11 protein-coding genes are annotated in these 10,975 nt (G+C 39.5%); 9 read left to right on the forward strand and 2 right to left on the reverse strand.

What is annotated here, in order from left to right; genetic code table 11:
- The first annotated feature begins 451 nt into the window (after window positions 1-451).
- The 4 genes from BN35_RS05825 (at window position 452) to BN35_RS05840 (ending at window position 4,104) form a co-directional block, all read left to right on the forward strand.
- Window positions 452-868, forward strand: a complete 417-nt coding sequence (locus BN35_RS05825; RefSeq protein ID WP_004335668.1) for a hypothetical protein — start codon at window positions 452-454, stop codon at window positions 866-868.
- Window positions 869-1,160: 292 nt separating this feature from the next.
- Window positions 1,161-2,402, forward strand: a complete 1,242-nt coding sequence (locus tag BN35_RS05830) for a hypothetical protein (RefSeq protein WP_004335666.1) — start codon at window positions 1,161-1,163, stop codon at window positions 2,400-2,402.
- Complete coding sequence (locus BN35_RS05835; protein ID WP_004339658.1) at window positions 2,399-2,860, forward strand: hypothetical protein; 462 nt, start codon at window positions 2,399-2,401, stop codon at window positions 2,858-2,860. The genes BN35_RS05830 and BN35_RS05835 overlap by 4 nt, the downstream gene beginning before the upstream one ends.
- An 8-nt stretch (window positions 2,861-2,868) precedes the next feature.
- Window positions 2,869-4,104 (forward strand): C10 family peptidase, encoded by a 1,236-nt coding sequence (locus BN35_RS05840; protein WP_004335662.1) that lies wholly within the window; start codon window positions 2,869-2,871, stop codon window positions 4,102-4,104.
- A gap of 298 nt (window positions 4,105-4,402) precedes the next feature.
- On the opposite strand, the gene BN35_RS05845 is transcribed toward BN35_RS05840, so the two are convergent.
- Both BN35_RS05845 and BN35_RS05850 read right to left on the reverse strand, forming a co-directional pair.
- Entirely contained in the window at window positions 4,403-4,684 is a 282-nt protein-coding gene (locus BN35_RS05845; protein WP_004339656.1) for a helix-turn-helix domain-containing protein, read from the reverse strand.
- Window positions 4,685-4,696: 12 nt separating this feature from the next.
- Window positions 4,697-4,984 (reverse strand): helix-turn-helix domain-containing protein, encoded by a 288-nt coding sequence (locus BN35_RS05850; protein WP_004335658.1) that lies wholly within the window; start codon window positions 4,982-4,984, stop codon window positions 4,697-4,699.
- Between the two features lie 376 nt (window positions 4,985-5,360).
- Between BN35_RS05850 and BN35_RS05855 the strand changes: the two genes are divergently transcribed.
- The 5 genes from BN35_RS05855 to BN35_RS05875 all read left to right on the forward strand — a co-directional run bounded on the left by BN35_RS05855 (window position 5,361) and on the right by BN35_RS05875 (window position 10,291).
- Entirely contained in the window at window positions 5,361-6,791 is a 1,431-nt protein-coding gene (locus tag BN35_RS05855; RefSeq protein ID WP_036875542.1) for a virulence-associated E family protein, read from the forward strand.
- Between the two features lie 193 nt (window positions 6,792-6,984).
- Window positions 6,985-7,989 (forward strand): toprim domain-containing protein, encoded by a 1,005-nt coding sequence (locus BN35_RS05860; RefSeq protein ID WP_004335654.1) that lies wholly within the window; start codon window positions 6,985-6,987, stop codon window positions 7,987-7,989.
- Between the two features lie 4 nt (window positions 7,990-7,993).
- Window positions 7,994-8,452, forward strand: a complete 459-nt coding sequence (locus BN35_RS05865; protein ID WP_004335652.1) for a DUF3408 domain-containing protein — start codon at window positions 7,994-7,996, stop codon at window positions 8,450-8,452.
- Between the two features lie 362 nt (window positions 8,453-8,814).
- On the forward strand, window positions 8,815-9,240 hold the full coding sequence (locus BN35_RS05870; RefSeq protein ID WP_004339651.1) for a plasmid mobilization protein: 426 nt from the start codon (window positions 8,815-8,817) through the stop codon (window positions 9,238-9,240).
- A complete protein-coding gene (locus BN35_RS05875) occupies window positions 9,230-10,291 on the forward strand; it encodes a relaxase/mobilization nuclease domain-containing protein (RefSeq protein ID WP_004335649.1) in 1,062 nt (353 codons plus the stop codon). Before BN35_RS05870 ends, BN35_RS05875 begins: the two co-directional genes overlap by 11 nt.
- Window positions 10,292-10,975 lie beyond the last annotated feature (684 nt).

The raw sequence follows: 10,975 nt of genomic DNA on the forward strand, positions 1-10,975 counted from the left end.
TCGGAGCATTACAGGCGACTTTCCTTCTTTGTTCTCATAGTTTGAGCGTAGGTAGAAGGACACCTTGAAATTTGTTCTCATAATGCATCATTCTTTTGTGTAGCACTCGGCTGCAAAGTTAATACTTAATACCTTGAAAAAGAAAGAGTTGATGCCGTCAATATGGTATTCAAAATCCCGTCACTGCTACATTTTTTGCTACTGCAATTTTTGTGTAGCAGTAAGTGTAGCAGAAATTGACCGAAAGATGACTGTCAAAATATAGGGTTATGCCGTCAGGCTATGGAGGTATATACAAAGAAAAATCGTTGTAAAACCTTGATTTTACAACGATTAGCTAATTTTTGAAGGCTAAATTGACAACCCTTGTGAAGTCCTTTTGAAGCCTATTAGCGGAGAGAGAGGCTTGTGAACCTTCGGATATTGTAATCTGTAAAATGGAGAAAACGGCATGAAGACAAACAACAATCCAAAAATAAGAACAAACACTTCCAATCAGCGTAGTTATTTTGATTGGGGCAGCAAAATGCAAGTCATTCGCAAAGGAAACGGAGAGATAGCCATGACAGAGAGTGAACTTGTGAAGTTCTTCGGGGTAACATGGAGGAAACTCAACCACAGGTTGCAAACGATAATAAAATCCTCCAACCTGCATCCTGAAGAAAGGAGTACAGTTGAGAGGGTAACAGTCAGAGATAAGGAGTTGGCAGGTTATGCATCGCTTTATCCACTCCCAATCATTATTGCCCTGTCTTTCCAATTGGATAGCACAGGAGCCCACTTCTTCAGAAAGTATATCATCAATGAACTACAGCGACCGACAACAACTTTAACACCGGTATTTCTTTTTGGAGATACACAGCATTAAATTATCTATATCTTTTTTCTTTCACCGATATTATCCTACTACATAACTACAAATAGGGTAAAACGGTGAAAGAGAAGATGTTGTGGGACCGTTATTATGTTGCGAATTATCTTACTACCAATCTACTACTAACTATGGTAAAATAGGACTGATTGTTCATTTTGGAAATATTTCAAAGACTTCTTTGCTGGTTAGCTAGATAAAATACCCACTATTGAGTATTTTGTGTATCTTTCTTTTTATGTAACTTTGGTGAAAAATTATAACCTATAAACATTTAACACATAAGGACATGAAAAAAATTTTATTATTACTATCTGTTATTGCTTTCTTCTCTTGCAGTAATGAGGAAATCTACAATGAAAAAGAGAATGTGAGTCAAAAATTGTCCGAAGAAAATTTCAATGTCACACAAAGTGATATTGAGAAGGTTGTCGTTGATTATTTTTATTCGACACGGACAAGGGCAAAAGGAATTTCTTGCGAAATTGCAGAAATTGACACTATTAGTAACGATGCTAACAGTGCAACCAGAGCAACAATTGACAGCCCACATAACTTGTTGTACATTGTGAGAATGTCAGACGGATCAACCGTGGTAGTAGGTGGCGACAAAAGAGCAGAGCCTGTTTATGCACATTTTGACAATCTCAATTTGAAAATAAATGAAAAGGGAGAATTTGTAGGTGATAGTATCCCTGAAATTATTGGTAATCTAATGGAAAATTATATAGTTGATGTAAAAAATAAAACAACAAATAATAACCAAGTAAACAGCTATTACAGTAATAGGCAACAATTAAATACCCGAGCTGGAGATTCCAATGACGAAGTTCTCCCTAAATTAGCCTATAGATTTACAGATGCATATAAATACAACGAGAACCACAAGAACTACAATACTTTTTCTTCACAAGATATAAGACCTTGGACTATTCATGCTCTTTGTATTGCAATACCTGATGGAAAAGAAATTAGAAGTTTTGACAAATACCAACTAAAGGCTTCATGGAAACGAGCAAAGAAATTAGATGTTACGCAATTAAAAGGAGATATGTATACAGATTTCGTTGAGATGTCTAATAGAATTCCACAATTTAAATTAATGCCGAACTCTGAAATATCAGGACTTATGGCTTTTGAAGCTGTAAAGAATTTCTTTTCGGGTGCAGATGGAATTCCAAGTTTGTCTTATGATACAGACTGGTTTAATATGCTTAATAACTTAAGATTGGAAACAGGCATTTCATATATATATGGGTATCGTGATAGAAAACATCCTACCTTTTTTAGGCACACTTCTTACTATAATTTTAGTTTCTTTTTAGCTGACGGATACAAAAAAATCAATGGAGATTATTATATCCATGTAGTAGGTCCCATTGGTAATTATGGAATTGTATCTGGTTATGTATTGGATTTTAACAGGAAAAATGCAGGTCGCTTCCAAGATACACATTGGACAGAATGGTATGGAGCCCCATATAAGACAAGAACTCTTAATATTCACACGACTAAATATTTACCGCAATGATGATAAAAAGGATTCTGCTATTCATAGCCGTTATTATAATGGTTTCCTGCTCTGACGAAGATAGGAATAGAATTCCAAATATTACCCCAAGTAAGATAGAACTATCCACTGCACATCCAGAAGGCTTTTTCCAGTTTATGGAAGGTGATTATGCGATGTATGAGTTTAGGATTGATTATGGGAAGAATGACACTGAAGTATCAAAAAGAATAACCAAAGAGATTTTATCAAAGGAACAGACTGTCGTAGAACTTTCTGATGGGAATAAAGCCACAATTTATTGTAAAAATGGCATACTCCAGAAAATAGAATTTGACTTTATGACAATAAGCAAGGTACAGACAGGAAAATATAAAGTCCAATTGAACAAAAATAGCATCCAGCAAGTACCTGTAGCAATTTCCTTTGGATTTAGTGTTCCTGATGGAATATCCACTATTGGAATAACTTTTAAATAGCAAAAGATATGAAAAAAATATTTTTATTTTTATCCTTAGCACTTCTTGTTTCATGCAATCAAGAAGAGCTTCCTCAAAAACAGACAACTCCGATTGTTAAAGAAAATAGTTTTAAGGTCGGGAAAAGTGATATAGAAAAAGTAGTTAATGGCTATTTACAAGCGGGTAACACAAGATCTACAAATAATGCTTGTATGATTGTTGGTATTGACTCTATTAATGCGCAAGATAATACGACAAGAGGAATACAGAAAGAGAGTAATCCACAGAACTTATTGTATTTTGTCAAAATCTCAGACGGCTCTACTATCGTTATTGCAGGTGACAAGAGAGCCGAACCTATTTATGCGCATTTTAATAACATCGAGTTAAAGTTTCTTCATGGAAAGTTGATAGAGCAAGAAAAATTACCAGAATCTTTTCTTTTTATGCTTGGGACGGCAGCTACATCAGTTTACAACCGAATGACTCCGGATGCGCCCATAAATTCTCATTGGGACCAGCCTGAAACAAGAAGCTCAAAAAGATATGAGGAATCCGTGCCCCAAAAATGTAATGTAAGGTGGGGACAGGGTAATCCTTTCAATTTACAGTCACCTTCATCAAATGGGAAATATGCTTCTAATGGACGAGCTGCTGCGGGCTGTGTACCTATTGCAGTTGTCCAAGCACTGACAGTGCTAAAGAATGATTTTGGTGTATTCAAAGGGTATGGATTAAAGACTTCTTGGAGCAAACTGAAGACAAAGGAGTATGGTTATTACTTTACTTCTCAAAGTGAAAAAGACGACATTTCAAATATTATAAAAAGAATAGCAGAAAATATTGGTACATCATACGATAAGGATGGCTCTGCGGGGACTGACACTAAAAAAGCTATGAAATTCTTAGGCGATTATTTAGGTGGAATGTTCAGCTATGATACTGATTGGAATAATATTAGTAACAATATGAAAAATAATTCCTATGGTCTTTCGTTCTTATCGGGCAAAAAGCGCAGTAATGGCTGGTTATGGAAAAAACTGGGAATTGATATGCCAAGTTCTGGACATTGCATGCTTTTGGATGGGTACAAAATAATGAATGGGCAGACCCTATACTATATAAATTTTGGCTGGAACGGATCTGCAAATGGCTATTATCTATATGATGATAAGACATGGAAAGAAGATTCTCCCAGGCAATATGACCTTATGATGAAAGTTTATAATTTCCATATAGATACGGATTATGATGATTTTTAAGTTGTAAAAATATTTATACTGTATTATCGAAAGATTAAGACATATAGTTTCTTATGTTACGACAAATATAGCTTCTTTGATAGATGAGGAAGGATATATCAAGATAAAAATCACCTCATAAATAGTTACAGGTAGTAATGCTAAATCTAACAGAGCCGTATCAAACTTTATAAAAAATATGATACGGCTCTGTTCCCATATTTTGGAGTACTCTCATTTAAGATTAGAGGATTATCCTTTTAAAAGTGGAGTTTTGGCATATATTTATATTATATAGTCATCGTGATATTCCATATAGTTATTTCCTTAATAATATTTTCTCCAAATCCGAAGACTTATAGAGTATCTTCCCAGCAAACTGCGTATAGGGGATAATCTTCCTGTCCCGATAGTCCTGCAAGGTGCGAGGGCTGATGTACAGCCGCTCACACACCTCCTTGCCTGTGAGGAAGTGTTCACCGCCAAACAAGGGTTTGTGTGTCTGTGCTACTTCCTTTATTCGTTTGTTCACACTTCTTATGGCGGACAGCACCACCTGCATCTCGTCCGCATCCATGTTCAAATCTCTTACTGATTCCATTGTCCTCTTATTTTATTTGTTGTTCTTTGATTTCTCCGATTTTGTCTGCAACAACCGCTCCACGTCCTCACGCCTGTAATAGCACTTGTGCCCGATTTGTGTAAACGGTAGCACGCCCGTATCACGGTAGTGCTGCAAGGTGCGCTTGCTGATGTTGAGTAGCTGACATACATCCCCATTGTGCAGCCAATCGGTGTGCTGACTCTGTTCTCCGAAAGCTTTGTGGCAGGTCTGAGCAAGATTGAGTATCTCATCCCTCAGTCTTGCCCAATTTGAATCCGTAATGATAAAATATCCCATAGTTTTATTATTGTTTTGTTTGTATTTCTGTCTTGTTGGTTTAATAAAACCTTTGTCCGTTTTGCGTTTCACCGCATATTTCTGCCTGCAAAAGTAGAGAGTGTTTGCCATACTTCAAAGCACGAGGGAACAGCAGGGAAATAGAGGGAAAAACATGGAAATGGCAAAAGGATTGTCGCTCTCTTTCTTTGTCTCTTTACTCCATTTTATCATATCCTTTTAGCCAACGCAATACGATGCGTATTGTAGCAAATTACCACCTGCCTTTCTTGCATTCTTTACACACTTGTCCTCTTGTTTGGGGCTTAAATCCATACTTTCCAACAGTTTCTTGTCAAAAATCCGTGAGAAATTCATTGCCAATTTGCGCAACATTATGCAAGCACTCTCCGAATGCTTGGAACTTTCCAGTTCTCTTCATAACTTCACTCTCGGAAACCAAACCAAGCATATAATGAAACGAAACGCAGATAAAGGCAATTCAGTGGACGAAAATAATACGCCCAAGCAAAGGAAGACTTCCTCCAAAAATGGTGAGATAGAAACTTATCTCTCCTCTTATTATGAGTTCAGATACAACACGGTGTTGGGGCGAACCGAATACCGAAGCAAGGAAGATGCTCACTTCTCAAAAGTGGGTCGCTATGAAATCAATACACTCCGCAGGGAACTTGACAACGATGTGGGGATTATCACATCTTCCGACAACCTCTATTCCATTATAGAGAGCAGTTTCTCTCCACGTGTCAATCCCATACAGGAATATTTCAATGGATTGCCCTTGGTGGATATTGGTAATAGCAGAGGTAATTATAGTGGCAATAGCGATAGTTGTATTCATGGCAGTAGTGGTAATGGTAATAATGAACACAATAACCATTGTGATACTTCTTCCTTTTCACTGAAAGTCATTCCCGAACTGGCAAGTTGCGTAGTTGTGCGCAACTCTGACAAGTGGCTGCCATACCTTACCAAATGGCTCGTGGCAGTGGTCGCCAACGCCATGGACGACCGTGAATGCCGTAACCATACCTGTCTTGTACTGACAGGCGAGCAGGGCAAGTTCAAGACAACTTTCCTTGACTTGCTCTGCCCACCTGCCCTGCATGGTTACAGCTACACGGGAAAGATATATCCGCAAGAGAAGGACACGCTTACTTATATAGGGCAAAACCTCATCGTAAACATTGACGACCAGCTCAAAGCCCTCAACAAGCGTGACGAAAACGAACTCAAAAACCTTATTACCTGCCCGATGGTCAAGTACCGTATGCCCTACGACAAGTATGTGGAGGAACACCCACACTTGGCGAGTTTCGTTGCATCGGTAAATGGTAACGATTTCCTTACCGACCCCACAGGCAGTAGGCGGTTTCTGCCCTTTGAAGTATTGTCTATTGACATAGAACGAGCAAAGGCAATCTCAATGGATAGTGTCTATACCGAAGCAAAAGCCCTGTTAAAATCTGGTTTCCGCTATTGGTTTGACGATAATGAGATAGTAGAGCTTTACAAAGAGAGTGAGGATTTCCAAGTGCAGACCGCAGAAATGGAACTACTGCTACGCTGCTTTGAGAAGCCAACGGAGGATGAAAACTATTCGTTAATGACCACTACGGAGATACTCACTTATTTGGGAATTTATACTCACCAGCCACTTGTTGCCAAGCGTATGGGTGAAGCCTTGAAGAAAGCAGGATACATAAAGGTGAGCAAACGAAGAAACGGTAGTAGCCCCATCTATGTCTATAAGATTAGGAAAATCTTGCCCTGCCCGCTCCTTCAAACTTGTAGTAGCCAAATGTAGTAGAATGTGTAGTATTGTCTTATACTACAAAGTAACACTGATTATCAATCACTTATCACAAAATAGTATGTAGTAAGAAGAAAGATGAAAAAGTTTGGAGGGGAAAAAGTTAGGAAAAGGGAAATTCATTCAAATGTAATCAAATATAATTCAGACAATCGATTATAACTCAATCACTTAAATTATTCAAGCAATGAAAGAAGAAGATTTATCACTCATCAAGCGATACTCCATCGTAGAGTATCTTGAAAGGAAAGGTATCAAACCCTTGCGCAGAACACCTTCCTATGCGCTGTACCGCTCACCACTCAGAGAGGAAACGCATCCGAGTTTTAAGGTGGACACACAGAAGAACCTCTGGATAGACTATGCCGAAGGTAGGGGCGGAAGTATCATTGACCTCTGTATGCGCTTGGAAGGCTGCACGCTATCGGAAGCCATTTGCCGTTTGGGACAAAACGCTACCGATAATATAACATATAGTTCTCACAAAGACTTCTCACAAAACAATCTCCAACCAACGATGGCTGCAAACGAGACAAGGAAGCTGATAAGTATATCAGACACCCTACTGCCACATTTGCAGGAGTATCTTACAAAGGTACGCTGCATTGATTTGGAAAAGGCAAAGCCTTTCCTCAAATGTATCAGCTATGAGGTAAGGGGCAGGCGCTATCAATCCATCGGCTTTGCCAATCAATCAGGAGGGCATGAACTTCGGGACAATGGCACGTTCAAGGGTACGATAGCACCGAAGGACATTACTCTCATATTCACAGACAAGCAAACAGAATACGCAACAGACAAGACACAGTCCGTATGCATATTTGAGGGCTTTATGGATTTTCTCTCCTTTCTTTCAATGAAAGATGAAATAACGAGTGTCTGTCTTGTGCTAAACTCGGTAAGCAATGTGGCAAGGGCTATTCGATATCTGAGTGACCACAACCTAACGCATATCCGTACCTTCCTTGACAATGACGATGCAGGGCGGAGAACCGTGCAAGAATTTGTAAAGGTAGGTTTCAAGGTGGAGGATATGTCCGTACATTACAAAGGCTTCAAAGACCTCAACGAGTTTCATGTTTACCGTGTCCGTGAGCGACAGAAGCATAAAGGGCAGATACAGATACGGATGTCGGTTACAGAACAAAATCAAAACATGAAATCAAAACAAGTCAAACATAAAATGAGATAAAAACATGGAAAAGCAAAAAGTCAGTAACGAGGGAATGAAGAATACAATCCATTCCGACAAGCAGTATTTTGGACTAAATCAGATAGAAAATTCGTCTGAACATATCATTGCCGAACTTCGGGCAAGGAAAGCAAGACTTATTCAAGAGCCTAACGAACAGGACACAGAGAACACTACGCACTCTGAACCTGCACAGCATACAGAGAATGCAACTGTTCAAAGGCGCATCAGTGCCAAAATGAGAAAGGAAACGCTCGAATCCTACAAGCAGGCCTACCTTGTTCCAACAAAACTAAGCAACCGAAAAGCGGTCTATCTGAGCCGAGAAACGCAGGAGCGTGCCGACTTCATCGTGCGCAGATTGGGCGACAGGGGCAGCAACCTTTCAAGTTTCGTGGAGAACATCGTGCGCATTCATTTGGAGGAGTATGGTGAGGACATAGAGAAGTGGAGAAAGCTGTGAGGCACAGGAAAAGGGGGCGAGGACTTTTGGGAAAAGAGGCTATTATTCCACTCAAAACCCTCAACCCTTTTTTAGAGAACATAACAACAGACATTTGTCAAACATACTGAATGATGGGAACACCACGAACGCAGTTAAACACAGAATGCACGGCATTCACTTTTCGGCAGCAAAACGCCTTGTGCGTAAACGTTTCGTTAGCTGATATTGCAAGACGTCAGTTTGTACCCACAAACTGCTCTTGCTCCCCTCGTCTATCTATCGGGGAGATAAGACCGTAATCACTCCGTTCTCATCGGTCAGTATTCAGGAATTAAGCAACAACAAATCATCTATAATGATAAACTTTCAAAGAAACTTATATGAGCAGATACAAGGGAAAAGCTGCCCGATGGCAGCAACAGGATAAGGAAGAACAGAAGATGAACAAGACAGAGTTCATCAAAGTAAGATGTACCTTAGAGGAAAAACAGCGTATCAAGTCAAGGGCGGAAAGCACGGGACGGAAATTCTCCGATTATTGTCGGGAAATACTCCTTAACGGAGAAGTAACAGCCGTTCCCAAGATGACAGACAATGAGAGGGAAGCCATTGCCATTCTCCAACATACAGGAAGGTACTATGGGCAGATTTCCAATCTCATCAAGCTCAAGGACGAGGATTGGCTACTAATCACCAAGAACCTTTCGCTATGTGCCAAAGAGGCATTTAAGCGGTTTTACGACCCGCATTTTCGGGTAGATGATGAAATATATAAGGTCTTAAATCTAACAAGAAATGATAGGTAAATGCAAGGCGATAGCGCACGGAAGCACAGCTTTGGACTATATTTTCAGGGAAGGCAAACTCGGTAGTCGGCTTGCATTCCACAATCTTTGCAGCAGAGATCCAAAGACTATCTATGAGGAAATGAAAGTGGTCAGTAACTACAACAGCCGTTGCAGGAACAAGTTTCTCCGTATCGAAATTGGCATCGCACCGCAGGACGAGAAAAAGCTGTCTGTGTCCGAATATATGTGGATAGCACATTTGTTTGCCAAACGAATAGGACTTGACAACCACCAATGGGTAGCAGTAACGCACAAGGACACCGACAACAGACACATTCACATCATCGCCAACCGCATCAGTCTGTATGGAGAAGTCTTTGATACCACCTTTGTGAGCAATAGGGCTGCAAGGGTGGCGGAGGAAATAAGCAGAGAGAAAGGCTTGACCATCGCAAAGGAGATTAAGGCGGAAAGGAAATACCAAAAGGCAAAAGTCAGCCAGACGAGAGAGCAAGCAAAGAAAGTGGTGCAACAAATCTGTTATTCCATGCTTGACAAGTACAGAGATACAGGCATCACAGGGCATTCCATGTTCCTTTATGAATTGAACAAAAACGGCATTACCATAGAGCGTATGAAGAATAAGCAGGGCAAGGTATATGGCTTGAAGTTCTCCTTCAATGGACAAAGCTTCAAAGCTTCCGAAATCGGCAGGGAGTTCGGCTACCATTCCTTGCAGAAGAACTTTGAAACAACTAACAAGGAAGAATCAAGGAAACCACATCTAACAGTACAAGAGCCTACAGAAAAGAAAGAACAATCTGATACAGGCTACCAACTTGTACCTCCAAGCCGCTCCTCTATCTCACGAGACAATGATACCTCACAAGTGCAGAATCCCATTGGTGCAGTGGCAGACACCATCGTTAGCGCAGCCGATGAAGCGGTGGAAGGGTTAGGCGATTTAATTACACCAAGTACACAAGGCAATGACTTAACCGAAGCTGCATGGCAGCGCAAACTCAGATACCAAGCTAACAGAAAGAAGAAACGTGGAAGGGGAATATAAACATAGCATACAAAAAGTGCATAATAAAGAATATCTCATCAAAAACGCTTGCTATTCGGTAACAAAGTATTATCTTTGCAAACAGAATAACAAGCGTTCTTTGTTAGGCAGAAAACAGCGAAGCCAGGTAGCTCGCTCGTTTCTAAATCGTTACCAGTTTAGTCTTATCAACAAGGTAACTTATTTATTTTCAATCAGTTGTAGTTTAAGAATTATCTTGTTGTGCTACTGTATGTGAATAACACCTCTAAAGCGTGTTTCCAAGCGTGTTAAGTTGATGTTCTAACTTAAAAAGACGTTTATTTTGCTCAAATCAGCGCATTTTTGCAGGGCGTTTGCCTATTAAACTTTTCTATTTTGAAGATTTTCAATGGTCGATTTTCGGTAAATTAATAGGACAAAAATGTAATTCTTAGAATGCTTTTGTTGGTTTAGATTCGGCTTTATCTTTCACTAAGTTTTTTGTCTCTTTCATGTTATTTGGTGTTCCATAGCTGCTCAACAATTATTTTACACAATACTGCCGTATAGATGCAAATCTTTTATGGAGGAGTAATTGTTATGATAACAAATCAATTAAAGAAAGTGAAAGGGGCAACCAATGCAATTCGCTTAGGGCTTAGATTTGTTATTGAAACAAAAGAACAAAGATTGTTTTTTATCATCAATCCCCTTTTGTAGATT

Origin of the sequence: Hoylesella timonensis 4401737 = DSM 22865 = JCM 15640, assembly GCF_000455445.1 — a bacterium.
Classification (GTDB): domain Bacteria; phylum Bacteroidota; class Bacteroidia; order Bacteroidales; family Bacteroidaceae; genus Prevotella; species Prevotella timonensis.

What these genes read in the sequence shown, in the direction of transcription:
- BN35_RS05825 (WP_004335668.1), top strand. Translation starts at nt 452, where the DNA reads ATGAAGACAAACAACAATCCAAAAATAAGAACAAACACTTCCAATCAG.
- BN35_RS05830 (WP_004335666.1), top strand. Translation starts at nt 1,161, where the DNA reads ATGAAAAAAATTTTATTATTACTATCTGTTATTGCTTTCTTCTCTTGC.
- BN35_RS05835 (WP_004339658.1), top strand. Translation starts at nt 2,399, where the DNA reads ATGATGATAAAAAGGATTCTGCTATTCATAGCCGTTATTATAATGGTT.
- BN35_RS05840 (WP_004335662.1), top strand. Translation starts at nt 2,869, where the DNA reads ATGAAAAAAATATTTTTATTTTTATCCTTAGCACTTCTTGTTTCATGC.
- BN35_RS05845 (WP_004339656.1), bottom strand. Translation starts at nt 4,684, where the DNA reads ATGGAATCAGTAAGAGATTTGAACATGGATGCGGACGAGATGCAGGTG.
- BN35_RS05850 (WP_004335658.1), bottom strand. Translation starts at nt 4,984, where the DNA reads ATGGGATATTTTATCATTACGGATTCAAATTGGGCAAGACTGAGGGAT.
- BN35_RS05855 (WP_036875542.1), top strand. Translation starts at nt 5,361, where the DNA reads ATGCAAGCACTCTCCGAATGCTTGGAACTTTCCAGTTCTCTTCATAAC.
- BN35_RS05860 (WP_004335654.1), top strand. Translation starts at nt 6,985, where the DNA reads ATGAAAGAAGAAGATTTATCACTCATCAAGCGATACTCCATCGTAGAG.
- BN35_RS05865 (WP_004335652.1), top strand. Translation starts at nt 7,994, where the DNA reads ATGGAAAAGCAAAAAGTCAGTAACGAGGGAATGAAGAATACAATCCAT.
- BN35_RS05870 (WP_004339651.1), top strand. Translation starts at nt 8,815, where the DNA reads ATGAGCAGATACAAGGGAAAAGCTGCCCGATGGCAGCAACAGGATAAG.
- BN35_RS05875 (WP_004335649.1), top strand. Translation starts at nt 9,230, where the DNA reads ATGATAGGTAAATGCAAGGCGATAGCGCACGGAAGCACAGCTTTGGAC.